Below are 26,186 nucleotides of genomic sequence, written 5' to 3' on the forward strand. Positions count from 1 at the left end.
TACACAATGTAGAAAAGGGGAAGGGCATGAAAATTGAATTTATCTCCAATGCATTTGAACATTTGAAAACAGCTTATTATGAAGATTTCTTTTTTCAAGATGTAGAAGTAAGAGATTTAGAAAATGATCGAGTATTATTAACTTCTGATTTTCAAGGTAAGTTTCTGCAATTAATTTGGGATGTACTAATTGAGTTTGAATCTCAAAACACTGTAAAAAAAGTAAAACAGTATGGTAAGAAGAACTTCTACTTATTTGAGCGTGTGGACAATCATATTTGCATTGAATTAAATGATGAACGTTTTGTGGATGAAGATTATGCAATTTTCCATGAAGCATACTATGAAGCAACTAAACATTATTTACAGTTTATACGAAGAGAAAATCCGCGTGTGGCATTACAAGAAAGTTTCCAACAATTAGCCGCAAGTTGTTCCTATTTTGAACGTCGATTTTAAGTAGTAGCCATTTTTTGAAAAAATAGTTATGATGAGTTGAAAACTATTTTTTTGGAGGCTATACATATGAACTTTATTGAACAGGCAACAACACTTTTAAATGGTGGCCCTACAATTCAACGTCAGTTTTTTTTAGAACCTCAAACTGAATTTTTAAATGACATGATCCAGCATCTAGGTGATGCCGATCCTCAAGTGCGTGATGAATTAAATTATCGTTTATTAATTGATTTAGTACAGTATCATATTTTATCAGATGAGCAAAAACAACAATTAATCGACGAGATTGTATCACAAAATCTACTATTAGGTACAGTAGGAAGTAAACATGAAACTACTGTATTTCAGCGTGCGCTTTCAACTGAATGGTTACGCTTACTTCTAACAGAAGATCAAATGAAAAGTGAATTAGGAAAGAAAATTTTAGAAGATGCACTTTTATTAATGGAACGTGAACATGACTTGCGTGCGTACACAGAAGAGGGGTTTGCTTATTCTGTTGGAAATGCTACTTTACTCATCTATGTCCTCTTACAAGAACGTCAGGAATATACAGCGTATGCAGCACCTGTATTGATGGCGATTCAATCGAATTTTTGGAAAGAGCATGTTTTTACAGATGATGAAGAAGAACGTTTTTTATCATTAATTGAGCTATTACTGGCGAATGGTATAGAAGAAGATTTACTTGTAGAATGGATTGAACAAATCTTTGATCGCTTAGAGATGATTTCTCAATATGAAGGATTTAGCGCACATTTCTTAAAAGGACGTACAGAAGTATTACAATTTATGCGTGCTTTCTATTTCACATTGAAATTCAAAAATAATTACAAAAAATTGCAGTCTACAATTTCGATATTTATTCAAAAATGGTATAAAATTTAGTTAGTTTTGTATGAAAGAGACTAGACACAATAAAATCAATATGTCTCAAATATGAATAGTTAAATCAATTGTATGCGTAGAAAAACACTCTGCGGGAATAGCATGAGCTAGAACCCTACATGAACGTAGTGAAGATGCGTTTGAAACCATGCCCCTATGCACTTGGTGTAGTGGAGCAAGATTTGAAACAGGACGTTGCGTTCTTTTCTTGCCTACCTTTATTCGTTTTTCGAAGTAGAAATTGATTTGAACGAACAAATCCCGTATGATTTGAAAAATCATACGGGATTTTCTATGTTGAGCATATTTTTTCTGATGTTCTTTATTTTTATTGATTTTCTTTTTAAAATATAATTCGTTTTTACTATGTTTATAGTGAAAAAGTATTGTTTTAAAAAGAAGATGTTTATAAAAAATAATAAGTCTTTAGAAGTAAAATTTAACTATTTTGTAACAAAAAAGAGTATTAAATACCTAAAATTGGATTTTAAGGTAATTTTATGATGAAATAGTATGTTTAAAAATAGGAAATAAAGGTTATAATTTGACTAGGTATGTATAATGAACAAAATAAACATTGGAGATATTGTCCTAATTTTAAAATTTATTAACATTATCTTATTGAGGTGAAATTTGTGCAATATACATTAACTAAAGATGCATCGCTGTTTTTCATTGATGACAGTCAAGTACAAGAATTCACAAACTTATTTCATGAGCATTGTCACGACTTAGAATTTGAAAAAGGTTTGCTGAATGAAAAAGACGTCATACATAATTGCCTAAATCTTTGGTTAATGATGCGGCGTTTATCAAAAGACGTTATGGAATCAATGGAAAAAACAATGTATTATACAGGAGATTTTTTAATTTTTGATGCAATACGAAAAAATAAATTTTTTCAACAAATAAAAAATACTCTTGTAGATGATCAAATTCGCCAATGCCAAGTTGCGAGTTGTTTAGCGAATCAGTTGAATGTCTGGCTCTACGAGAAGGTGGGATCTCTAAAGTCGCTTACATTATTCAATGATCCAAATCAACCGTATTTTTTACTTCATCGAAACGCATATTTATGGGAGAATCGTGATTTTTTAGATGAAGTCGCTATGTATACAAAACGTGTCACAAACGCTTTAGCAGATCGTGAACGATTTGGGCAAATTTTTAAACATGCATTTCAACAACTTGACCAATTTGAAGTGCAAGAAGAGAAAATTTAATCAAATCACGTGCATATAGTGCGAATAATTAAATAGGAAAATTAATCAAAAAATGGGTTCATTTTGGTGAAGGCTCGGGGGAAATCCCTTGCCTTTTTTCTTATGATTTATTATAAAATATCATAAAAAAAGAGCTTCAGCATACGCTTAGGCTCTCTTTTGTCTTACTTTAAAATATAAATCGAATCGTAGCCATACATATGACACCAACAATGACCGTAGTTGATAAACTTTTCGTCCAAATGGCAATGAGTACGGTTGGTATAAAAGCAACTAAAATCGGCCAATTGAATGTCACGTAAGAGCCACTTGCATCAAAGAGGTTCGTCATAACGAGTGCACTCAAAATACAAACAGGGATATAAGCTAACCATCTCAAAATAATAGGTGGTAATATCATATTTTTTACGAATACAAAAGGTAGTATACGCGGCAACCACGTAACAATCGCACACCCAAGTAATAACCACATCATAGAAGACGTTATCATTTTTTCTCCGTCACCACCCCAATTGTTGCGACAACCACTGTACCGACAAGTACTGCAATATGTGTGGATGTGAAATATAAAAGGAAATAAATAATTACCGCCATATAGCCAATCAATTGTAAATAATGCATGATTTTTGTACGGTTTGCAGCGGTGATAGATAGTACAAGTAAAGCAACAAACATAGCAGTGAGTGCAAAATCTAAGCCAAGTCTTTCAGGATTTGGAATCCATTTTCCAATTAAGGCACCGATAATGGAAGCTGCAATCCATGCAAGATAGGCCGTTATGTTTTGTCCATCCATCCATCTTGGTCCAAGTGTTCCTGTTTGCGCTCTTTTTGTAACAGCTACACCAAATGTTTCATCAGTTAAAAGAGAACCAAAGCCTATATTGCGTAGTAGGCTTTGGCTCGTAAAGCTAGGAGCGATTGTTAGCGACATTAGTAGATGGCGTAAATTTACAATAAATGTCGTTAAAATAATAATTGAAGCAGGCGTTCCGGCAAGATATAGTCCACAAAAAATAAACTGGGCTGCACCTGCATAAACAAGAATCGACAGCAATGTAATTTCAAGTATACTTAAATTTGAAGCGATTCCTACAACACCGAATGCGATCCCAATACTTATATAACCGAATAAAGTAGGTAGACTATCTTTTACACCTTTTATAAAGTGGTCTTCTTCTTGTTCACCAATCCTATCTGTTTTAAGCATATCCTAACTCCTTTCGCATGAATTATAATAATTCGGCACGCAATTGTTCAGGTGTTTTAGGTGAGATAGCACTGAACGGTACATCAAATACAGAAAGCGCACCAACATGACCTTTTTGAGATAGGCGATAGCCTGCACGAGCATATGCAACTAATACGCTTGATGTAAAGTAAGGGTTACTCTCCAACTTAAGTGAAAACTCAAGAATTTGTTTATGACCAGCATCCGATTGACCAGAGCGAATAACAAAACCACCATGTGGCATGCCCGTATGATTCGTATTAAATTCATCTTCTGAGATAATATGAACTGTTGTATCGTAGTCTGCAAAATAGTTTGGCATCGTTACAATTTCTTCGGTAATCTTCGCCGCATCAGCACCTTCTTCTAAGACGATATAACATACGCGTGTATGCTTTTCACGTGTTGATAGTGCAGGTGCATCACCGTTACGTACTTTTTCTACTGCTTCTGGAACAGGTAGTGTGTATTGAACAGCATTTTTTACTCCAACAATACGACGTACCGCATCTGAGTGACCTTGACTTAAGCCATCACCCCAAAATGTATATGTATCCCCCTTCGGTAAAACAGCTTCTCCGAGTACACGATTTAGCGAGAATAAACCTGGGTCCCAACCTACTGAGATAATAGAAGTCGTATTTGATTTTTGATTTATAGCATCTACTGTTTCAAAGAATTCAGGAATTTTTGCATGTGTGTCAAAACTATCAATCGTATTAAACCACTGCGCAAAGTGAGGAACTTGCTCGGGAAGATCTGTAGCAGAACCGCCACAAATAATCATCGTATCAATTTTGCCGATGAATTTTTCTGCGTCATCTACGTGATGAATCGCTGCGTTCGATTGGATTTTTACCGTTTCAGGATCGCGACGTGTGAATACAGCCACTAATTCCATGTCTTCATTTTGTGCAATGGCACCTTCTACACCCCGTCCTAAATTTCCATATCCAACAATACCAATTTTAATTGTCATACAAAACAGCTCCTTCTAAAAAATACAGTTTCTATACAGTCTAATCTTAATTTGTAAAATTCACAATATTTTATTTAGAAATATAATTTATTTTTTCAGAATAATCAAAAGGCAAAATATCAAAAAAATTTATGAAAAAGCATATTTTTATTATGTAATATTTGTTAAAATAATAAACAAATGATTAAAGAGGTGTATAAATGAAATTAAATTATCAAAAAATAAGTATTGCGTTCATCGCTTTCTTATTGATAGTTAGCGGAGCCTTAAGTGTGAATAATTATTCAGCACAAGCAGCACAAGGAGACTCTGTTAAACTAGGAACGGTTGTTAAAAGAACGCTAGATGCAGATGGAATGGATTATTTCCAATTCACATCTACAAAAAAGCAAACAATGAAATTGTCTTTTAAAGATGCAGGTAAAAAAGCAATTGGTTTAGCTGTAGTGAAAGGATTAACAGCAAAACAAATTGAACAGTTAGAGCAAGAAACGATTTCAGATGCAGAATTTGAAAAATTATTAGATGAAGTAAAAGTGGTCGCTTTAATTGACAATATGAAGGGCGAAGACTCAATCGGTCAACACACAGCATATGTAGGTTTACAAAAAGGTACATATTTCGTTATGGCAATTGGTGAAGCTGCGGAAGTGAAAAAATATGGTAATGCATATAGCGTATCTTTAGCAAAATCAACAAAAAAATACGTTGAATATGAATCAAATGATACACGTGCAAAAGCAACAGCAATGCAGCGTAGCAAAGTGTACGAAGGGTCACTTGCATTCTTATTTGACGATGTCGATTATTATAAAGTGCAAGTGCCAACAACAGGTAAATTGGTATTGAAAGCATCAACAAAAAAACGTGCAGACTTTTCAATGAATATTTACGATGCGAAGAAAAAGAAATTAAAAAAGACAACAACGAAGTCAGGTAATCATTATGTGACAACAGCATCTGTTAAAAAAGGTACGTATTATGTACGTGTTAGCGGAGATGCTTATGATGAATTTTTATTACATTATCAATTAAAAGCATATGTGACAACAGCAACACCAAAAGCAAGTGTCGCGAATAAAAAGGGTACAAAAAACGACCGCATAAAAGTGACAGGTGTGAAAAAGGGTGATACAGTCATCGTTTATGCAGATGCTAAAAAGAAAAAAGTAATCGCGAAGAAGAAAGCAACTTCTTCAACGGTAACTTTTAAAACAACAAAGTTGTCAGATCGCGGTGGTAAAGTATATGTGACAGCTAAGAATAATGTACTTTATACAAGTTCGACAAAATCTGTAACATACAAAAAAGTAAAATAATAAACAAAAAGGACTTCAACCGATTTTATGGCTTGAAGTCCTTTTTATATAGGATGACCGAATTATTCTGATTTTTCTTCTTGGAACCAAAGAGCGTCTTGATCATCAATATCACCATTATAATTAATAAATACTTCTTCACCTTGTTTAATATCTTTATAAGCAAAGAAATCGAATGTATGATTATCAAAATTAATTTCGTAGTCTGCATTCGGAGTATAACTATGATTGAATAACATGCCATATCCAAGTAGGATTGCTGAACGTCCAATGCCATATTCGAATGCATAGTCTGCTAACAATGTTTTTTCAATGTGTTCATGTTCTTCATTCGGATAAGCAATTACAGGTGCTTGATGAAAAAGTGTTCCTTTTTTTATGTCGACACTTGCGAAAACACCACGGTTAAATTCTCCATCACTGATGGGAGATACTTTTACTTCAATCATTTTTTTCCCCTATTCACGTCAAAATTTTTCTCTTTAACTATAACACTCTTTTAACTTTATGTTAATGGGCAGAATTTACAAACAATTCATATCATCTTAATTGAATGTCATATAAAAGACCTATATAATAGAAGTAAGTAACAAGCACAAGTCTCAGTTATGGACAGAGATTTAGAAGGAGGATACGCGATGATTTTATTTATCATGATATTACTCATCTCTTTAATTACGATGAAATGTATTCGTCTTTATCACGAACATCCTATGACGTATGAACAATTACTGAGAAAAGGACTTGTGATGGAACTACTATTCATGGAGAATCGAGCAGTTGATGTTTATGAGAGGGGATTACGCGAGCTGGATTTAACAGTAGACGAAGAAAATAATGTGCATTATTTAGTTGGCATGATCCAACAAAAATATCATAAGCAGTCAAAGCAAGCTGTAGCGCATTTTGAAGAAGTTTTTAAAAAGGAACCAGAATATTTAGCATACCGTAAAGAATATCAGCATATTTTAGACGCATATGAATCATCTAATCGAGAAGAATTACCGCATATTGCAAAGATGCTCAAAAAACAAAGTCAGCACGATCACCGATTTTTAAAATTAAAATACCCAGAATAGAGGTACAGACATGTTTGAACAATCAAACAAATAAGGTAGTGATTTATGCAATCCAAACATAAATCACTACCTTTATTTGTGTTTAACCTAAACGAACAAAACGATACCGATCTTTAATGAAGCGCTTAAAATAAATGCCCAATGACTCTGCATCTAAAAATTCCTTCACAATTCGTTCAGGGACACCATAGTATTCGAAAACACCGTCTTTTAAAAACTCAACACGTAAAATCATAGCGCTCGCGTTATAGCCAATCGCCTGAATTTTTGAAGAACGAACTTGTTGCATAATCATGAGTCATCACTCCAATCGTAGTAGTTGAAAACGGTTTCATTTAGTGGATTTAATATACTATTAAACGAAAAGAATGTCAACGAAATGAAGCGAAAAAAAGAAAATACGAGTGAATCAATACCAATGAATTAATATGTTAATGTAATAAATAAATGTATAAAAAGAGTGCTCTACATGCAACGTAGCAGAACACGCCTTTCTTATAAATCGCTTATTTTAATACACGATCTCGTGCAATGACCGCTTGTACCGCTTCGTAGATTGTACTAGCGAAATGATTGTTTTGAAGTGATGTCACACCTTGAATCGTTGTACCACCTGGTGAGCAAACTTGATCGACAAGCGCCCATGGGTGTTCATTCGACTGAAGAACCATTTCAGCACTACCGAGTACAGCACTTGCAGCAATTTGGAGAGCAGTTCCTTTATCTATACCTTCCATCACAGCAGCACGTGCTAATGAATCGATATATAAATACGTGAACGCTGGAGAAGCGCCAGCAATTGCAGAGAACACATCGAACTGTTCTTCTGGAATTTCGATAACAGAGCCAACTGCTTCAAACATCGCTCGAACAGCTTGTTTCATGTCGTTTGTTAATTCGGGTGCACTCGCAAATCCTGTTGTAGAAGCGCCGACAATCGCATTAATGTTCGGCATGATACGACAGACAAGTTGGTGATTTAATCCTTGTTGTAATTGTGCGATGGTTTTACCAGCAGCCATCGATACAACAATTTGATGTGGCTTTAATTGTCCAGCAATCTGTGCATAAACAGCTTCTAACTGCTGCGGTTGTACACCTAAAACAATCACATCTGCATCAAGCAATTCCTCTACAGAATGACATCCTACAATGCCATACTCTTTTTCAAAACGTGTTACTTTTTCCTGTGAGCGATTATATGCTAAAATTGTTTTTGCATCATAATTTTCAGCGGCAAGCATCCCTTTAATAATCGCTTGCGCCATATTTCCTAATCCAATCCATCCATACATCATGTATAAAACTCCTTTCAAACTAGAAGTTAATTATAGGGTGTATCGTACGGAAAGAAAAGGATTGTGCTACATAAATATGAATGTTGTATATTATGTGAATTTCAATAGAAATGGTATGTAAATAGTTAGAAGTTTGGTATGATAGAATTATTGCAATTTGTATAACATTATACGATTCGTACTTATTTTCTAGCTTATTGCTATGTAAAGGAATGAAAAATCAACCAATGCAAAGTGAAAAAAATCTAGAGCAAGAAACAACTGTCGAAATCTTTCAGGGAAGCAAGTCACAGTTATTAGCTCAAACCGTTAAAACAGGTATTATTAAGTCGAACTTAATTCCGATGTTCGCTGGTTTGACATTAGCGCTATACAAGTATGAATTAAATCCAGTTGATTTAATTATGAATATTGTTGCGGCAACAGTTGGTTCAGCAGCCGTTATCGCGTCAGCAGGTGCATTTAATAATGCATATGATCGTGATATTGACCGCTTAATGGAACGTACGAAGAAGCGTCCGACTGTTACAGGTGAAATTTCTGTGAAAACGACGCTTATTTTAGCAACTGTATTAGCTATTTTTGGTGTAGGTATGTTGTATGTTGCTACGCCAATGGCAGCATTACTTGGATTCGCAGGTCTATTCCTATACACAGTTCCTTACACAATGTGGACGAAGCGCCATACAGTTTATAATACGGAAGTTGGAAGTTTATCAGGTGCGATGCCACCGTTGATTGGATGGGCAGCCATCAATCCAAATATTTTAAACCCAGCTATTTTAAGTTTATTTGTCATTACACTGATTTGGCAGATGCCACACTTCTATGCAATCGCAATTCGTAAAATGGACGACTACAAGGCAGCGAATGTTCCGATGTTACCAGCAGCGAAAGGTATGCGTCGTACATACATTACAACAAATGTTTACCTCGTTCTACTAATCATTAGCTGTATTCCACTTGGTACATTAAGCTATGGATTAATGTCAGTTGCCATTTTACTAAGTATTGCTTGGCTCATTATGAATGTTTATGGCTACCACAAAAAAGATCCAAAGAAATGGGCGACATTATTATTTGTCTACTCATTAATCCATATGACTGTATTATTCTCGACAGTTATTATTTATTCGTTAGTCGGTTTATACTTCAATTTACATTAAAATTTTTAAACACAATCAAAAAGACTTTGGAAAGTTTAGGCTTTCTAAAGTCTTTTTATATGATTTTAAATTTATGAGAGATCGGGTCGACTAATAAAGATTGGAATAATATCAAAATGAATATGCTCAATTTGATAATGATTTAAGACGAAATTCGTAATGTCATCAATAATTTGATTCAGATGATGTTCATTCCCTTGAATTACTAATTCGCATTTTACACCGAAAAGTTGTGGTGTAATTGCCCAAGCTTGTAACTTTTCCACCTGTTTGACAGATTCAAAAGAGTATAAATCTTGACTTAACTGAACGAGGTCTAGACTGTTTGACGCACCATAAGAGAGATAGGTGCTGCCTGTTTTAATTAATGACCAGCCATTTTTGAAAAGGTAAATAGCGATGATACAAGTAGCTAACTGGTCAATTAATAAAGTAGTGGTCACATCATAGACGATATTGGCTGTAAATACAGCTAGAATTGGTAAAAAGAATAGTAACGCGCGTTTGATAAATTGTTTTCTCGTTTGTATGTGCGTTGCACGTTTTTGCAGTTGAATAAAAGCATATAAAACAAAGAGAGCGCTCATAGTAGTTAATGTATATACTGCATTAGGATTAAGTGGTAATGTAGGTTCTTGTAGCATGAACCACAGCATGTAGACACCACCAATCAACCATAAAAAACCAGTGAATAGAGGGAATAGAATGTGTAAATTGGGTGATGTTTGTTGTTTTTTACTATGCTGTCGTTTTATAGGGCGTTGAGCTGAACGCTCTAAGTAGCATATACAAGCACATGAGGCAAAGAGAAGGGATAGTGCTAATTGTGATGAACTATGCGAACGACTAAAACTAAAAAGTTCGATAAAAGCAGCTGTTATAAAAATAAGCATAGCCGTCTTGAGATAGGGATTCATACGTGGGTTTTTCGTTTGAATAATTGAGCCGAGCATATCGTTCACTCCTGACTTTCTTCGGTAGGTGATTGTTTACGACAAACGATATATACTAATAATGTCAGTAAAACAATCGGAATGACATAAATTTGTGCAATGATTAATTTTGAGGAGAAGTTATGGTACATACTAGAAGTTGGTAGAAAGAGGGCAATACACAATCCGCCCATGTACATAAAAAAGGCTAATTTGAATGCATTCATTTTCGTAACACCTCATTTCAGACTATTAACATACTACCCAAGTTTTATAGAAAATAATCGACCGATTAGCGGAAAAGGAGCAAATAGATAATGTATGATTTACATATTATAGGTGATCAAATTGTACGAGAACTTGGACAACTCATTCAAGAGCAGATTATCGTAACGAATCAACAAGGGATGATTAAAGCGAGCACAGAGCCAGAGAGAGTTGGTTCCTTTCACGAAGGTTCACTTCTTGCGATGCGTAAAAAACAAATTTTGCATATGAAGCAATCTGAAGTAGAGAAACTACAAGGGGTTCGCCCAGGCATGGTGTTTCCAATTATTATTCAAAATGAGCCAATTGGCGTTATTGGGGTAACGGGCGATCCAAAGCATATCTCGCAATATGGAATGCTCGTAAAACGTTTAGCTGAAATGCTGATTTCTGATTTTATTCATCAACGCGATCATGTTCAAAAAGAACAGTTTTTAGCTCAATTATTACAAGGGATGAGCGAGAAAGAGGTGCGACGTGGTGCAAAAGAGTTGAAAATGGAAGCAGCGCAACTGTATCGCATTGTCATAGTAGAGGATGTATTACGTGAGTGGATGCATGAACACGTTAAAAAAGAATTATTTACAGCTATTCATCAAGGGCAGTATGCAATATTATTGCCAGCTGACCAAGAACTAACATTTTTATATGATTGGCAGCAAAAAGTAGGGATTGGTGGTTCGTATTTATTAGAACAAATCAAAACATCTTACGAAGAAGCAAAAACAGCGTTACTCTATTGCTCAAAAGAACGACCTGTTGTGCAAGAAAAAGAATTAACGATGGAATTGATTGTTGCAGACATTACGAGAGAGCGTGCGATGAAGTTTGTATCGCGTGTATGTGGTTCGCTTGTAAAAGATTCAATTTTATTTGAACATATGTATTTGAGAATTATGACGGATTGGACATTGAATGAACTAGCAAGTTACCTTCATATTCATCGCAATACATTAAATTACCGCTTAATGAAAATTGAAGAAAAATTAGGGTATAAATTAACAGATGTAAAAGGAAGAGCAAATTTATATATGAGTTGCTTACTCATTGAAAAGTTCCAATTATATGATTTTGTGCAAATGCACAAATAAATATAAAAAGATTTGGATAACAGAACGATACACGAAAACTGCGCAAAACTCTATAATAAGAAGAAGGGGGGATTCGGAATGAATGCACAGTTTTTAAATGAATTGACAGAATTATTAGGCAAAGAGAATGTGAAAACAACACAGGCACAATTACTTGCGTATTCGTATGATGCGACAGCGAACTTTCAGGCTTTACCAGACGTGGTAGTTAGCCCGCGACATACAGAGGATGTTGTGGCAATCGTGAAGTTATGTGACCGTTATGAAATGCCGATTGTACCAAGAGGGTCAGGGACGAATTTAGCAGCGGGTACTTGCCCGACACAGGGTGGTCTTGTGATGTTATTTAATCATATGAATCAAATTTTAGAGCTAGATGCGGATAATTTAACACTAACCGTTCAACCAGGTGTGATTACACAAACCATTCATGAATATGTGGAATCAAAGGGATTATTCTATCCACCAGATCCAAGCTCGATGAAGATTTCTACAATCGGTGGGAATGTGAATGAAAACTCAGGTGGTTTACGTGGTTTAAAATATGGTGTGACAAAAGATTATGTGCTTGGCTTGACCGTTGTTTTACCAAGTGGCGAAGTTTTAACATGTGGTGGAAAGTTAGCGAAAGATGTGGCAGGTTATGATTTAAAAGCGATGCTTGTTGGTTCAGAAGGTACGCTCGGGATTATTACAGAAATTGTTTTAAAATTGATTCCAAAACCAGTCGCACAAAAAACAGCGATTGCGCATTTTGATTCATTAGATGCAGCAGCCGAAACGGTATCACAGATTATTGCTGCGAAAATTATTCCAGCAACACTCGAATTTTTAGATAATGGTACGATTCAAGCGGTAGAGGAGTTTATGCATTTAGGTCTACCACTTGATTTACAAGCCTTTTTACTAATGGAACAAGACGGTGAAGAAGCACAAGTGGAACGTGATGTAGCACAGATGATTGAGATTGCAAAAGAGAATGGTGCAATCTTTACAGCAGTTGCGGAAAGTGAAGCAGAGGCGATGAAGTTAAAAACAGGACGACGCGTGGCATTATCAGCACTTGCAAGAAAACGTCCGACAACGATTTTAGAAGATGCGACAGTTCCGCGTTCAGAGCTTGCGACAATGGTTCGTGCAATTGAACAAATCGCACGTGATTATCGCGTTCAAATTTCAACATTTGGTCATGCGGGTGATGGTAATTTACACCCAACTTGTTTAACAGATGTACGTGACGCGGAAGAAATGGAACGCGTGGAACAAGCTTTTGAAGCGATTTTCGATGCATCTCTTAAATTAGGCGGTACACTAACAGGTGAGCATGGTGTAGGCGAGATGAAATCACCTTACTTAGCTTGGCGACTAGGAGAGGAAGGCATGTTTGTTATGCGTGCCATCAAACAGTCTATTGATCCAAAGAATATTATGAACCCGAATAAAATCTTTGCGAAATCACAAAAATTAAGAGTGGTGATTCATCATGGTGAATAATGCTGAGTTAATGCAAAAAGCATTTGAAAAAACAGTTGATGAAGACTTACTACTCGATTGTATGCGCTGTGGATTCTGTTTACCTGCTTGCCCGACTTATATACACACGAATGCAGAAGAAGCACATTCACCGAGAGGACGAATTGCCTTAATGAAAGCAGTGCGTGATGGAAAAGTGGTATGGGATGCAAGTATTGAAGAATCATTCAACATGTGTTTAGGATGTCGAGCATGTGAACCAGCTTGTCCAGCAGGCGTACAATATGGTCCGTTAATTGAACAAACACGCCATGCGATTCAGCTTGGTAAAACACGTAAGCCACTTGAAAAAGCTGTACGTGGTGCAACATTCGACGGGTTATTTGCGAATCAAAAAGCGATGACAGGAGCGGTTAATTTAGTCCGCTTTTATCAAAAGTCAGGTTTGCAAAAAGTAACGCGAAAAATCGGCTTCCTAAATTTATTTCCACCGTTTATGAAAGAGATGGAAGGTGTGTTACCAGAACCAGCGAAGAAGTCGTTGCCAGCACTTCCACAGTTACCGAAGAAGCAAATCCATGTATCTTTCTTCTCAGGTTGTTTGATGGGTACTTTATTTTTAGAGACGAATCGTAAAACGATTGCCTTACTTGAGATGCTTGGTGCGAAGGTAACGATTCCAAAACAGCAACAGTGCTGTGGTGCGCTACATGGACATAGTGGTGAGATGGATAAAGCAAAGCGTAATGCACGTGCCAATTTAGATGTTTTTACAGATGATTCCGTTGATTATATCGTGAATAATGCAGGTGGCTGTGGTGCATTCTTAGCAGAATATGACCATCATTTAGCACATGATCCCGTATATGAAGAACGTGCGAAAATCTTTACAGAGAAGCAAATTGATGTATCCAGTTTACTTGTAAAATTAGGACTACCTGAATTCTTACAAACACTTCAGCCAGCAGCACGTAAAAAGATTACGTATCAAGATTCATGTCACTTACGCAATGTAAATGGTGTAAGTGAAGAACCACGTCAGATTTTAAAGAGTATGACTGGATTTGAATATGAAGAACTAGTTGGTGCAAATACATGTTGTGGCTCAGCAGGTATTTATAACATCTTACAACCAGAGATGGCTGATGCGATTTTAGAAACGAAGATGCAACATGTACAAGACATCAATCCAGATATTGTTGTTACAGCGAACCCAGGTTGCTTAATGCAAATGCAAAAAGGAATTCAGTCGACTTGCTCACATCACGGTGATCAAACAGCGACACATATTGCCGATCTAGTATTTGATTATATTGTAGAAAATACATCTGTCTAACATGAAAAGGAGTATCACAATCGTGATGCTTCTTTTTTATACATCTGACGGAAAGAGGGAATTACGTTATAATATAGAAAAAGGAGGGAATCTGATGTATGATGTGAAAAAGATGAAGCAATTTGATGTTCCTTTTACACCGATGGAACGATTATATACACGTTTAACCTTGCTTATTTGGGGTGTTTTAGTCATCTATATTGTGATGGTTTGGCAAAAGATTCCAATCGAGATTCCACTACATTATAATGCGCTAGGTGAACTCGATTCGACAGGTTCTAAATGGACGATGTTGACGATACCGATTATTACATACTGCTTCTGGTCGTTAATGAATTTTATGATGAAACATCCAGAGTGGGGGAATTATCCTGCACGATTAAATGAACAGAATGCAGAAGCTTTTTATACACATAATCGTAAACTAATCGTTGTGTTACGAAATGGAGGCAGTCTATTTTTTGCTTTCGTATTAGCTGAGATGGTGTTTGTATCACTTGGTATAATGGCATCACAAGGTATTACAACATATGCCACTCTACTCAGTATTTTTGTTATTTTACCGCTCGCAATTGGCGTCGTACAAAGTCGTAAGATTCAATAGGAGGATGAAGGATGGGACTAGTGACATATTTGGGAAGTAATGTACCGTTAGAGGAACTACAAAAAATGACGCAAGGAGCAATTCATTTTACAGAACAGACATCTGACCGTTTAGCGCAAACAACTGTCCAACATCATCATTTGCAAACGCACTACGTATATGAGATTGAATTAAATGGTCAATTGGATGATTTAAATCCACAATCAAAAATCGAAACGCCTGTTCATTACGAACAAGCAAGAATCGCCTTACAGCAACTTCATACAGCTTTGAAAAAAGTCATCACAACAGGTGATATAGCTGAAGTCTATATTTGTTGGTTTGGTGATGAGGAAGAAGATGCGCTAGGAGAAGTAACACTCTCTTTACAAGAAGATGATTTACCAGAAGTGCATACAGAGGAACGCTATTTGATTCGTTTTACAGCGTAAAATAAAAAAACTCATCCGATTTTACAAAAGTCGGATGAGCTTTTTTCATTACTCATTATTTTTTATCATCTGTTCCATCAACCAATTATACGTATCACAAATCCACTGTTTTTCAGCAAGGGGTAGCATGATTTTTTGTTCTTCATATGCACGCTGCATCCATTTTTTTGCTGCTTCCATTTGACCAAGTTCAAATAGTGTACATGCATAATAGGCGAGCCCTTCTTGAAAACGAGCCGTATTAAATGGATGAACACCATTCCAATTGCGTTCCGTCTCAAAAAAATGAAAAGCTTCACAGGCTTCTTGAAAACGCCCTAATTTATAAAGTGCTTTCCCTGTTTCCACTTCAATATATGGTAAAGTTTCAAAAGCTTCATCGAATTCTTTCATTATACGTGCATGTTCCAATACTTTTAAAGGCTTACTGTCATATGTGTTGTAATAAAATAAGTAAAATACATGTAAATAGTACTGTGTATTTGGATGTGTATCAAATGCCGTATATTTTTCTAATCGTTCACGATACATTTCCACTTTCTCGGGTTGCTGTAAAATCATGGCTGCATAAGCTGCCATCCGAATAATATGCGCATAAAAGTGAAATATTTTCTCTTCGTGACATGTTTTAAGCAAGTGTTGTAAAACTTGATCGGCTTCATCCAAACGATTCGTTGCATAACAAAATGATGCCATATGGTACGATACGTCAATTCGTGTAATCGGATCAATCGTATAGTAAGGTGATTGAACTAATTTATAAGCAACTTGAATCGTTTCATACGCCTGTTCAAATTGTAACTGATTAAAATAGAAAATCGCTTGTAATGTATAGGTCGTAGCGAGTTCTTTATATAAAGCAAGTTCCTTAAAAAAGAGAATTGCCTTGTTTGATTCTTCAATACCTTGCTCAAATTCTTCTAGTGGTAAAAACACTTTTAAATAATATAAGTAAATTTGAGCTGCTTCATAATTTGCTGGTAGCTCAGGAATAATCGGTTCAACTAAATTTTTTACTTGAATGGCTTGAGATACATCGAGCCATTTTTTATTTTGAACAATTTGATGAAGGTCATCAATGATTTTTTTTAGTTCAGTAAGTGGGAATGGGTCAGTCAGTACACTCACTTCTACGTGTAACTGATTTGCAATGTATTGTAAGTTTTCAATAGATGGCTTCGCTTTATCGTTTTCAATTAAACTAAGCATCCCTTTGGTCATTTGTTCACCTGCAATATCAACGAGTGTCATCTTTTTTGATTTACGCAAAGAGCGTATTCGCTGTCCTAAAGTTTTCATTTCAACACCTCTTGTTTAATTATATTAAACTTTTAACTTGTGGGCAAGCAAACCATCCGTTATAATAAGTTTAATTAAATTAAACTTATTGGGAGGGCTAGAGATGACTTCTGAACAGTCTTTACGAAAAGCAAGTTATCACATAGGTATTTTTGCGGTTAGTAAATTTGTTTCGGTTATGGGAGCAAATATCGTCGCGTTCGGGATTTCGTTATATATTTTAAAATTAACCGGTTCAGCAACTAGTTTTTCAATTAATATTCTATGTTCGATTGTGCCACGTGTTCTCTTTTCGCCACTTATCGGCTATATGGCAGACCGTTATAATAAAAAGGTATTAGTTATTAGTTCGCAACTTTTAACTGTTATAACGGTTGCGATACTGTTGCTTTACGCGAATTCGCAAGGAATGTCCATCATGGCGATATATATCATGATGGTGTTCTATACTATTTTCACATCGTGTAGTGGAATTACATTAACCGCTTCAATTGGACAATTAGTCGACCAAGACCGCATCCAAAAGGTCATGAGCTTGAATCAATTATCTATGTCACTTGCTGCAATTAGCGCACCGATGATTGGTGGTATTTTGTATGGTTTTGTATCGATTGAAGTATTTTTAATCATTCAAATCATCGCGTTTAGTATAAGTACATTGTTAGATGCAACGATGAATTTTAATCTTTATAAAACAGAAAAAAACCATGCACAAAAGTCAGAGCCTTTTCTAAAGAGTATGAAATCTGCCTATCACTATATTAAAAATCGAAAGACACTTAAAACAATTATTACACTCGCACTTTGTTTGAATCTTTTTTTCTCCGCATTTGCAGTTGGTATTTCGTATGTTTTAGTGGAAGTCGTGCAGTTTAAGTCACTTCATGTCGGATGGATTGAATCGATTGGCGCAGTGGGGATGTTACTTGCTTCCATCTATTTAACAGCACGTAAAAATTTAAAAAATCCGATTTTATTCTCAAAAAGAGCGCTTTTAATACTCAGCACGATATTTTTCTTATTTGCATTACCACTTATTCTTTTTGAATTAACATATATACAACTATTTATTTATTACGGAATTACATCATTTTTAATGACGATGACAGAAGTATGTACGAATGTCCCAATTGGTGTGATTTTACAAAAAAGTATAGAAGAATCTTATAGGGGGCGTGTGTTTGCTTTATTTGAAACACTTGCTATGGGGATGATGCCTTTTGGCATTTTAATATATGGGTTTTTATATGATTATTTCGGTGCGCCATCTGTTTTAATTGGAACTGGTATTATTGTGATTTCTCTCACGCTATATTTGTTGCGTAATTCTGTTTTAAAGCAGATGAAAGAGGAGCAATTAAATGAAAATTCACAAGAAGATAAGTTTGCAGAAGCATAAATAAGGAATAGAAAAAGGATAAACCCATGTGAGCGGGTTTATCCTTTTTATTATGTGAGTGGAGCAATAATCTTTTTCATCGAAACAACTTCGATTGGTACACCTTCATCTGTCATAACGGTTTCTTGATCGTAGATTGAATAACCTTTTGATTGATAAAGCTGAAGATTACGTAACACGCTGACACGTACACGACAATAAATCGTATTTAGATTAGCAGTACGTGCAATTTGTTCTAACTCATTAATCAATTGTTTAGCAATCCCTAAACCTTGCATTGTAGGTAATACAGACATACGGAAGAACTGAAGTCCGTTATCGTGAATTTTATAACGAACACATGCAATTGGTTGTCCAGCAATCGTTCCTACAAGTGCTTCTTGCCCGTTTAAAAGTGCTTCTTTTATAGACGAAACCGTCTCAGATAAAGCGCTAGAAGGTGCAGCATCATGTGCATATTCCTCGTACGCTTTCATCATAATTTTATGGATGACTTTTGCATTTGTTGATTTTTCAATTTGAATATTCATATAAGTGCCTCCTGACATCCTTCTCATTATAATGTATAGTCATGCGAAAATGGAAGAGTATGTGAATGAGAAATAAAAATACTCATTTGTCTATACTAACTTTTTGTGTTATTTCTGGTTAAAAAGTGTATTATTTAATAAAGAAAATAAGAGAATATGAATTTGAAGAAGGTGAAAAGTAGAATGAGACATCGAAAAATAGTAATTTTAATGATTATGTCTCTTTGTTTATTGGGATGTCAATCAATAAAAAATACGCCAAAAACAGAAACTATTCGTTACACAGAAAACCAAAAATCACGTTTAGCGACTGTGATTTTTCAAGAATTCGCTTCTAAAAATGGTCTTCTTTCTACCAATTTAACGAATCGAAAAAATGAGTATTTAGCAGAATCGATGGGGCTTCTTATGCTCTATTTCATTCAAACGAATGACAAAACAAACTATATGAAAAGTTTTCAAGCAGTGAAACAATCGTTAATTCTTCCAAATCACCTCATCTCATGGGAAATCAAAGAAGGTAAACGCTCTGATACAAATGCATTAATCGATGATCTACGTTTGATTAAGGCATTAGATTTAGGGGCTAGAAAATGGGGAAACAAAGAAGTAAAGCAATTACTTTCTAAAACGATTGATGCCAATAAAGCATACACCATGTATGAAGATTATTTTGTTGATTTTGGTAGTGAGCAATCTGAAAACCGTGCAAAAGAAATCACGTTAAGTTACGCTGCACCAAGTTATTATAAGCGTATGAAATTAACACCTGAAATTTTAGAAAAAAATGTTGAGGTCATTCAAAATGCACCACAAGATGCCAATGGACTTTACGCTAAAAAATTTGATATCCAAACGAAAACCTATCAATTTGATGACACAGTGCATATGATTGATCAATTATTAACAGCGCGAAATGTGCAAGAAATTAAATCTACATCTAAATTTCATCAGCTATTAAAAGAAAAGATGAAAAAAGATGGTAAATTATATGGTCAATATAATCGAAAAACATTACAACCTGTTGTGCGTTATGAATCACCAGCTGTTTATAGCTATGCTATCTTTTATAGTCAAGCTGTTAAAGACAAAACACTTGAAAAAGCAATCAATAAGCGCATGAATCAGTTGAAAAATCACCATAAAAATACGCAATACTATGGCTCTTATATTGCAAAAAATGGTGAAACACATATTTTTGATAATTTACTACCTTTACTAACTAAAGGAGGGTGGGTACGATGACAAGACATCAAAAAACAGCAAGTTTTTTAACAATTGTTCTGCTTTTATTAGTCCAGCTACCACTGTATATGGTTTATTTAAAAGGCAGTCAAGGTATTTTACTTGCTTTATTTTTAATCTTATTGGTAGCAGTATCTCTTTACTATGGTGCTGTACTTGGATTATTGCTTAGTTTGATTTATCTTTTTTTAATCGGAACAATCATTTTCTATTTACAATTAACAGAGAAAACAATGGTCTTCATGCCATTCGATTTACAACTAACTGAATTTTTCATCTATGGTATTGCGATTCTAATTTTAGTTTTAATCTCTGGAAGGATTCATGAGTTGACAGTTGAAAGTGCTAAACAAATCCATATGTTACAAGGGAGCGTTGAAAAATACGTGGCGACAGATACGGATAGTGGATTTGATAATCGTATTCGTCTTGAAAAAGCCATTGTTGAGGAAGCAAGACGTTCTGACAGAAATGAGGACCCTTTTGTTTTTTTATTAATTGAAATACAACATTTTAAGAACTTTAGAAATTTATATGGTGAAAAAGAAACACAGTATCTCATTTCACAATTAGCTGAAAAAATTAATGGCATTATGCGCTTGACAGATCGAAAGTATCGTTACGACGAAAATCATTTTGCGCTTATTTTGCCCGAGACACCGAGTACCTACATTCAAGTTATTTATGAAAAATTATCAGAACATTTAAAAGAACATCAGTTACTATCGGGAAATTTAGTGACCCTTCAATTTAAAGCAGGGCATTATACGTATACACCTAAAACAGAAGTGAGCTTTAACGATATGGTTGAAGTCGCTCAAAGTGAGTCATTAATTAATGAAATTTAAGGGTGTTCTTACTTTCTTTGCTTTTTTGCTTGTTGTTAGTTGGATTCCCGAGACAACGCAGGCGCAAAGTCAAAAGAAACCTACTATTTTAATCGTATATAATGCTACGACACCTATGGAAGAAAAGACAGTTCATCGTGTAGATGCCCTTTTTTCATCGTATGGCGACACAGTCGTTGAACCGATTAGTAAGATTACAAAACAGCAAGTGAATGAAGCAACCACTATTATTTATATTGGTATGAATGAAGCTGACATTTCAAGACAACCACGTGAATGGATTCAAAAATTCCCACGTCAAAAGCTATTCATCGGTTATAATGCTAATCAGTTCGAAGCTTTTCGAGATTTAAGAATAGAAGGAATGGGTGATTTTGTACAAATCGACTCAAAAACTTTAACAACTAAAATTCCCTTTTTAAAAACAACTTCAAATTATAAAGAAGTAATTAAGGGAAAGACACTCCATCGTACGTATCCCATTCTTCTTAAACACAACAAAGATTATTATTTATCATTGAATAAATGGACAGACGAATTTCAATTATACCTACAGCCGTTTATTGCAAATAAGACAACATGGTATCAACCACCCAAACACCGCGTTTGGATGATTATTGATGGGATTCGACCATCGACATCGCCTAAACAATTAAAAACATTAACAGACCAATTAAAAAGAGAAAATGTGCCATATGCATTAGCTGTTTCGGCAGTTGAATATACAGCAAATCGTAAAAGTATTAATCAACTAAGTGAGGCAAAAGAACTTCGTGATTTACTTCAAGAAGAACAGGCAAAAGGAGTTGCTATTATTGTCAATGGTTATGGATTATCTTATCGCCAAGAAGATCAAAAACAGCATGAGTTTTGGGATGACAAGTTGAATCAACCGATTACAGCGCTAAATAGTGCGCAAGCTAAGCCATTTTATAGTATAGAAGAATTTTCATCAAAAGAAGCTTTTCAAGAGGCAAGGAAAAAAAATGGACAAATTGAAAAACAATATACAAAACAACGTATTCAAGAAGCAGTGAGTGCTTTATCAAGAGCAAAATTATATCCAATTGCTTTTACAATTGAAAATGGTCAAGCAAGTTCTTATGTATATGAAGAAATCGCACAACATTTCAGTACGTATTTCGGGACATTACAATATAGTGATGAGTCGAGTGAGTTTAATGGCGTACAGCCACTTGTTACAAAACCTTCTTACATGTATCACTTACAAGTCTATTCAACAAATCTCACACCTATCACGAGTAACTTAGAAAGTGAACCTATTTTAATACAGCAACTAAAGAATTTAACGACGATTCAAGGTTCTATGGCTGGTATAAAAATCAATGTACAACAAAAACCTGAAGAAATTGCTCGAACTTTATCTATTTTAAATACTTTTCCACAATTTGAATGGCTTGATTTGCGTAAAATTAAGGCAAAAGTACAAGTGACAGATTTGACGATTATACAATCGGATACGGGAAAGTTGGCAGTAAAACAAGAAAATCGTTATATCGATTTAATCAAGTATAAATGGGAGACGAGTCCATTCGAATTCTCACTTTGGGTCTTATTTGGAATTGTCTTATTATTCGTAGCACTCTTTTTCTTAAATGTTCTACGACTACGATTTACATTAAAAAAACGTTTATTTGAGGAGAGAAAACCAAATGGCTAACACACTCTTTTTTACCGCGTTGATTTTAATTTGGGTTATGCTCCTCTACCATATGTTTTTAATGCAGGGGGGATATCGTCACTATCGTACTTATGAGCGCGTTATTCCTAAGTGGGAAAAAAATATGACAGATTTACCAACTGTCAGTGTATTTATTCCTTCACATAATGAGGAAGTAGTCATGGCACAAACTCTTACTGCTATGTCGCGACTATATTATCCAAAAGATAAGCTTGATATTATCGTCATTAATGATAATTCATCAGATCGTACAGGTGAAATCGCACAAGAATTTGCGGATCGCTATCCATTCATTCGCGTATTAGAAACAAAACCACCGAATAAAGGGAAGGGAAAGTCTTCTGCATTGAATGAAGCCTTAGCGAATTCCAAAGGTGAAATTATTTGCGTATATGATGCAGATAATACACCAGAAAAAAAGGCTGTTTGGTATTTAGTAATGGGTCTCATAAATGACCCAAAAGCCGCTGCAATGGTAGGAAAGTTTCGTGTAATCAATGCCGCAAAAACATGGTTAACCCGATTTATTAACATTGAAACGATTTGTTTTCAATGGATGGCACAAGGTGGACGTTGGAAATGGTTTGGTGTCGCAACTATTCCAGGCACTAACTTTGCGATTCGTCGCTCAGTTATTGAAGAACTTGGCGGTTGGGATGTAAAAGCGTTAGCAGAAGATACGGAATTAACGATTCGTGTTTACAATCTTGGCTATCATATTCGATTTTTCCCTAAAGCTATTACATGGGAACAAGAACCCGAAACACTCGGTGTATGGTGGAAACAGCGAACACGCTGGGCACGGGGAAATCAATATGTTGTCTTAAAGTTTTTACGGCAATTCGCAACATTAAAGAGAAAACGAATTATTTTTGATTTATTTTATTTCTTTTTCACGTATTTTCTTTTCTTCTTCGGAGTTATTCTTTCGAATGGTTTATTTATTGTAAACCTATTCTATGATTTACAATTATCCATTGGAAATGTTGCGATTGCTTTGTGGATTTTAGCTTTCTTACTATTCTTAGGGGAAGTAATGATTACATTAAGTATTGAAAAAAATGAAATGAATCGAAAAAATTTTTTCTACGTAATTCTTATGTATTTTACGTATTCACAAATGTGGATTGCACTCGTTGTATATTCACTCTATCAAGAAATAAAACGTGCCATATTTAAAGAAGAAGTCAAATGGTACAAAACAGAACGTTTTAGCCAGAAAGATCAAGGAGGTAAAAAAGATGATTAAACAGTTCTTCGGATTTGTAGTACTCACCTTCCTATCGTTTATGTTGTTTAATATAACCGTTTCAGCAAAGGATATTAAAAAAGAACCAATTACAACTACCGCGATTAATTTACAAGGTGTATCTGATTCATTTACGTATAATTATTATTTATCGGAAGATGCACAAAAAGGAAAGAATCAAATTGTTTTAGATGTACACCACAGTTCGCTGCTCATCTCACCATCATCTTTAACGATTCGAGTAGATGGCGAAAATCAAAAAACAGTGAAATTAGAAGGAAATAAAGATAAAACCACTGTTCAACTAGATTTAAAAGGAAAAGCGCTAAAAAAAGGTGCACACGAAGTAACAATTATTTTTTACGGAGTTATTAAACAAGGTGTCTGTGTTGAAAATAATACATCAGGAAACTGGTTACGTATTAATCCAGCTTCATACCTTCAAATTCAAGGAGATGTCACAGCAGGAGAGTTAATGCTACAAGACTATCCATCTAAATTTACATCATTCCAATCAAAAACAGATGTCGTTATTCCAGATGATGCAAATGTCGAAACAATGGATGCAGCTTTAAAAATAGTTAGTTATTTAAAAAAACAAGTAGCAAATCAAAATCAAATTGTATTAGTGAAAGAGAAAGATTTTGAAAATCGTCAAACCAATAAAATTCTTGTAGGTGTTATAGGAGATTTTAAAACAGCGCCAGTTAAAAATCTTTTAAAACGTATGAATGTCAAAACGACAGAGAATACAATTCAACTTCAAACAGCACAAGAAAAAATTAAAAATACAAAACGAAATGTTTTAGTCGTAACAGCTAAAAAATCAACAGATTTGGATGGGAAAATTGCAGTTGTATCGAATCAAGAGTTCGTTTCACAATTAAGTGGAAAAGCAATAACGATTGGGGAAGAGCCAAAACAACCTTTACGTGAAGCAGGTATTGTAACTTTTGAACAGATGGGAATTCAAAATCTCGAAATTTCAAATGCAGTATATGAATCAGGACATTACTTTTATTACTTACCGCAAGATTTTGATGTAGATAAGGCTATTACAGCAACATTGAAACTAAAAAAATCGTCTATTTTAGATGCTAAACAAGCGGAGTTAGTAATGGAAGTAAACGGAATTCCACACGCTATCACTTTAAAAGAAGTAAAACAAGATAAAGGCTTTTTTGAAATCAATGTTCCAATAGAAAAGAATGCATTGAAAAATAATCATCTACTAGATATCCAATTTAAATTAAATGGCTCTAATACGAATAATCCATGTACAACGAATGATCAGCAGAAGTGGTTATTCATTTCAAAAGAAAGTACATTAAACTTTTCAACTACAGAGAATAACCAACAAGCTGTCGCGAGTTTAACGAGTTATCCAGGAATCTTCACAAATACACGTCAAGGAACATATGTTGTTATTGACAGTATAGAAAATGTAGCATTAGAAGACTTAAATGCACTGTACACGTCTTCGGCATTAAGTGCTTCTGCACCAAATTATGAATTAAAAACGGTTGACGCAATTCAAAAAGAGAAGTTAAAAGGACGTCATCTTATTTTTGTTGGTGAAGCGGGTACGTTACAAAAAGATTTGAACAAGAAAAGTCCATTAGTAATGAAAGATGATAAACCGGATTTCGCAGAAGATGGTTTTATAAAAGAGACAATTATGCGCTATGCGACGATTCAAAAGAATCCATGGGATGATGCTTATATCGCATTACAGTTTAATCGAGAGGGAAGCAGTCAAAATCAAATTACGCCAAAATTCTTACGCCAAATTCAAAATTTATCAGCTGATGCATCAGTTGCTGTGCAAAATAAAGAACAACAAACATTCACAAATCGCGCACAATTCAGCATAGAAAAACAAAAAGAAGCAGCACCTAAGCAATCTCAAAGTGCATTAAAATGGTCTTCTGTTTTAATGTTTATTGGTTTACTTGCAGTGATTGGTGTCATTTTATATCTCGTGTTCAAACGTAGCAAAAAGAAATAGATTTTTAAGTAAGTGAATAAATATAAACAAAGTAGAAATTACAATAAAATGTAGTTTCTACTTTTTATAGTTTAAAGAGATTTTTATGGAATGTGTTGGGAGTTTCAATTTGTCTTGTCAGTGGAATGTGTA

27 protein-coding genes are annotated in these 26,186 nt (G+C 34.8%); 17 read left to right on the forward strand and 10 right to left on the reverse strand.

Annotated elements, in window-relative coordinates; translation table 11 throughout:
• Positions 1–26 precede the first annotated feature (26 nt).
• The 3 genes from ACKVQX_RS06155 to ACKVQX_RS06165 all read left to right on the forward strand — a co-directional run bounded on the left by ACKVQX_RS06155 (position 27) and on the right by ACKVQX_RS06165 (position 2,569).
• On the forward strand, positions 27–458 hold the full coding sequence (locus ACKVQX_RS06155) for a hypothetical protein (protein WP_409136097.1): 432 nt from the start codon (positions 27–29) through the stop codon (positions 456–458).
• A gap of 66 nt (positions 459–524) precedes the next feature.
• A complete protein-coding gene (locus ACKVQX_RS06160; RefSeq protein WP_409136098.1) occupies positions 525–1,346 on the forward strand; it encodes a DUF2785 domain-containing protein in 822 nt (273 codons plus the stop codon).
• 635 nt (positions 1,347–1,981) lie between these two features.
• Positions 1,982–2,569: a hypothetical protein gene (locus ACKVQX_RS06165; RefSeq protein ID WP_285215067.1), complete on the forward strand. Its 588-nt coding sequence runs from the start codon at positions 1,982–1,984 to the stop codon at positions 2,567–2,569.
• Positions 2,570–2,738: 169 nt separating this feature from the next.
• On the opposite strand, the gene ACKVQX_RS06170 is transcribed toward ACKVQX_RS06165, so the two are convergent.
• The 3 genes from ACKVQX_RS06170 to ACKVQX_RS06180 are packed head-to-tail and all read right to left on the reverse strand — an operon-like array spanning position 2,739 to position 4,778.
• Positions 2,739–3,059: an AzlD domain-containing protein gene (locus tag ACKVQX_RS06170; RefSeq protein ID WP_285215066.1), complete on the reverse strand. Its 321-nt coding sequence runs from the start codon at positions 3,057–3,059 to the stop codon at positions 2,739–2,741.
• Entirely contained in the window at positions 3,056–3,778 is a 723-nt protein-coding gene (locus ACKVQX_RS06175) for an AzlC family ABC transporter permease (protein ID WP_409136099.1), read from the reverse strand. The genes ACKVQX_RS06170 and ACKVQX_RS06175 overlap by 4 nt, the downstream gene beginning before the upstream one ends.
• A gap of 22 nt (positions 3,779–3,800) precedes the next feature.
• Positions 3,801–4,778 carry a diaminopimelate dehydrogenase gene (locus tag ACKVQX_RS06180; protein ID WP_409136100.1) on the reverse strand — a complete coding sequence of 326 codons (978 nt, stop codon included), beginning with the start codon at positions 4,776–4,778 and terminating at the stop codon, positions 3,801–3,803.
• A gap of 200 nt (positions 4,779–4,978) precedes the next feature.
• Here ACKVQX_RS06180 and ACKVQX_RS06185 point away from each other — a divergent pair, with 200 nt between their 5' ends.
• A complete protein-coding gene (locus tag ACKVQX_RS06185; RefSeq protein ID WP_409136101.1) occupies positions 4,979–6,097 on the forward strand; it encodes a pre-peptidase C-terminal domain-containing protein in 1,119 nt (372 codons plus the stop codon).
• A 62-nt stretch (positions 6,098–6,159) separates the two neighbouring features.
• Here ACKVQX_RS06185 and ACKVQX_RS06190 read toward each other — a convergent pair whose 3' ends face one another.
• A complete protein-coding gene (locus tag ACKVQX_RS06190) occupies positions 6,160–6,546 on the reverse strand; it encodes an SET domain-containing protein (protein ID WP_068453169.1) in 387 nt (128 codons plus the stop codon).
• 189 nt (positions 6,547–6,735) lie between these two features.
• Here ACKVQX_RS06190 and ACKVQX_RS06195 point away from each other — a divergent pair, with 189 nt between their 5' ends.
• Positions 6,736–7,176: a hypothetical protein gene (locus ACKVQX_RS06195; RefSeq protein WP_068453171.1), complete on the forward strand. Its 441-nt coding sequence runs from the start codon at positions 6,736–6,738 to the stop codon at positions 7,174–7,176.
• Positions 7,177–7,258: 82 nt separating this feature from the next.
• Here ACKVQX_RS06195 and ACKVQX_RS06200 read toward each other — a convergent pair whose 3' ends face one another.
• Entirely contained in the window at positions 7,259–7,471 is a 213-nt protein-coding gene (locus ACKVQX_RS06200; RefSeq protein WP_087680204.1) for a KTSC domain-containing protein, read from the reverse strand.
• A 211-nt stretch (positions 7,472–7,682) separates the two neighbouring features.
• A complete protein-coding gene (gene proC, locus ACKVQX_RS06205) occupies positions 7,683–8,474 on the reverse strand; it encodes a pyrroline-5-carboxylate reductase (protein ID WP_409136102.1) in 792 nt (263 codons plus the stop codon).
• Between the two features lie 227 nt (positions 8,475–8,701).
• Here proC and cyoE point away from each other — a divergent pair, with 227 nt between their 5' ends.
• Entirely contained in the window at positions 8,702–9,640 is a 939-nt protein-coding gene (gene cyoE / locus ACKVQX_RS06210; RefSeq protein ID WP_068453176.1) for a heme o synthase, read from the forward strand.
• Positions 9,641–9,711: 71 nt separating this feature from the next.
• Here cyoE and ACKVQX_RS06215 read toward each other — a convergent pair whose 3' ends face one another.
• Positions 9,712–10,593 (reverse strand): hypothetical protein, encoded by an 882-nt coding sequence (locus tag ACKVQX_RS06215; protein WP_068453178.1) that lies wholly within the window; start codon positions 10,591–10,593, stop codon positions 9,712–9,714.
• 5 nt (positions 10,594–10,598) lie between these two features.
• The gene (locus ACKVQX_RS06220; protein WP_068453180.1) at positions 10,599–10,799 is read right to left on the reverse strand and encodes a DUF4017 family protein; all 201 of its coding nucleotides are present in this window, start codon (positions 10,797–10,799) and stop codon (positions 10,599–10,601) included.
• 90 nt (positions 10,800–10,889) lie between these two features.
• On the opposite strand from ACKVQX_RS06220, the gene ACKVQX_RS06225 reads away from it, so the two are divergent.
• From ACKVQX_RS06225 to ACKVQX_RS06245, 5 genes are all read left to right on the forward strand, one after another.
• Positions 10,890–11,930, forward strand: coding sequence for a sugar diacid recognition domain-containing protein (locus tag ACKVQX_RS06225; RefSeq protein WP_068453182.1), 1,041 nt, complete (start codon positions 10,890–10,892; stop codon positions 11,928–11,930).
• 78 nt (positions 11,931–12,008) lie between these two features.
• Positions 12,009–13,424: an FAD-binding oxidoreductase gene (locus ACKVQX_RS06230; RefSeq protein ID WP_068453184.1), complete on the forward strand. Its 1,416-nt coding sequence runs from the start codon at positions 12,009–12,011 to the stop codon at positions 13,422–13,424.
• Positions 13,414–14,739, forward strand: a complete 1,326-nt coding sequence (locus ACKVQX_RS06235) for a (Fe-S)-binding protein (RefSeq protein ID WP_409136103.1) — start codon at positions 13,414–13,416, stop codon at positions 14,737–14,739. The genes ACKVQX_RS06230 and ACKVQX_RS06235 overlap by 11 nt, the downstream gene beginning before the upstream one ends.
• 94 nt (positions 14,740–14,833) lie before the next feature.
• The gene (locus tag ACKVQX_RS06240; protein WP_409136104.1) at positions 14,834–15,343 is read left to right on the forward strand and encodes a DUF1648 domain-containing protein; all 510 of its coding nucleotides are present in this window, start codon (positions 14,834–14,836) and stop codon (positions 15,341–15,343) included.
• Between the two features lie 11 nt (positions 15,344–15,354).
• The gene (locus tag ACKVQX_RS06245; protein WP_325921357.1) at positions 15,355–15,774 is read left to right on the forward strand and encodes a hypothetical protein; all 420 of its coding nucleotides are present in this window, start codon (positions 15,355–15,357) and stop codon (positions 15,772–15,774) included.
• Between the two features lie 48 nt (positions 15,775–15,822).
• Here ACKVQX_RS06245 and ACKVQX_RS06250 read toward each other — a convergent pair whose 3' ends face one another.
• Positions 15,823–17,073, reverse strand: a complete 1,251-nt coding sequence (locus ACKVQX_RS06250; RefSeq protein WP_409136105.1) for a helix-turn-helix domain-containing protein — start codon at positions 17,071–17,073, stop codon at positions 15,823–15,825.
• A 103-nt stretch (positions 17,074–17,176) separates the two neighbouring features.
• Between ACKVQX_RS06250 and ACKVQX_RS06255 the strand changes: the two genes are divergently transcribed.
• Complete coding sequence (locus ACKVQX_RS06255; RefSeq protein WP_409136106.1) at positions 17,177–18,472, forward strand: MFS transporter; 1,296 nt, start codon at positions 17,177–17,179, stop codon at positions 18,470–18,472.
• 50 nt (positions 18,473–18,522) lie between these two features.
• Here the strand turns inward: ACKVQX_RS06255 and ACKVQX_RS06260 are convergent, their stop codons facing one another.
• A complete protein-coding gene (locus ACKVQX_RS06260; protein WP_068453196.1) occupies positions 18,523–19,002 on the reverse strand; it encodes a GNAT family N-acetyltransferase in 480 nt (159 codons plus the stop codon).
• Positions 19,003–19,185: 183 nt separating this feature from the next.
• On the opposite strand from ACKVQX_RS06260, the gene ACKVQX_RS06265 reads away from it, so the two are divergent.
• Genes ACKVQX_RS06265 through ACKVQX_RS06285 form a run of 5 tightly spaced genes read left to right on the forward strand, consistent with a single transcriptional unit; the run spans position 19,186 to position 26,054 of the window.
• Positions 19,186–20,247, forward strand: a complete 1,062-nt coding sequence (locus ACKVQX_RS06265; protein ID WP_409136107.1) for a hypothetical protein — start codon at positions 19,186–19,188, stop codon at positions 20,245–20,247.
• On the forward strand, positions 20,244–21,095 hold the full coding sequence (locus tag ACKVQX_RS06270; RefSeq protein ID WP_409136108.1) for a diguanylate cyclase domain-containing protein: 852 nt from the start codon (positions 20,244–20,246) through the stop codon (positions 21,093–21,095). The genes ACKVQX_RS06265 and ACKVQX_RS06270 overlap by 4 nt, the downstream gene beginning before the upstream one ends.
• A complete protein-coding gene (locus ACKVQX_RS06275) occupies positions 21,085–22,776 on the forward strand; it encodes a DUF2334 domain-containing protein (RefSeq protein ID WP_068453202.1) in 1,692 nt (563 codons plus the stop codon). The genes ACKVQX_RS06270 and ACKVQX_RS06275 overlap by 11 nt, the downstream gene beginning before the upstream one ends.
• A complete protein-coding gene (locus ACKVQX_RS06280) occupies positions 22,769–24,046 on the forward strand; it encodes a glycosyltransferase (protein ID WP_068453204.1) in 1,278 nt (425 codons plus the stop codon). The genes ACKVQX_RS06275 and ACKVQX_RS06280 overlap by 8 nt, the downstream gene beginning before the upstream one ends.
• Positions 24,039–26,054 (forward strand): cellulose biosynthesis cyclic di-GMP-binding regulatory protein BcsB, encoded by a 2,016-nt coding sequence (locus ACKVQX_RS06285; protein WP_068453206.1) that lies wholly within the window; start codon positions 24,039–24,041, stop codon positions 26,052–26,054. The genes ACKVQX_RS06280 and ACKVQX_RS06285 overlap by 8 nt, the downstream gene beginning before the upstream one ends.
• Positions 26,055–26,186: the final 132 nt, after the last annotated feature.

Source organism: Kurthia sp. ISK08 (assembly GCF_046159805.1).
Classification (GTDB): Bacteria; Bacillota; Bacilli; order Bacillales_A; family Planococcaceae; genus Kurthia; species Kurthia gibsonii.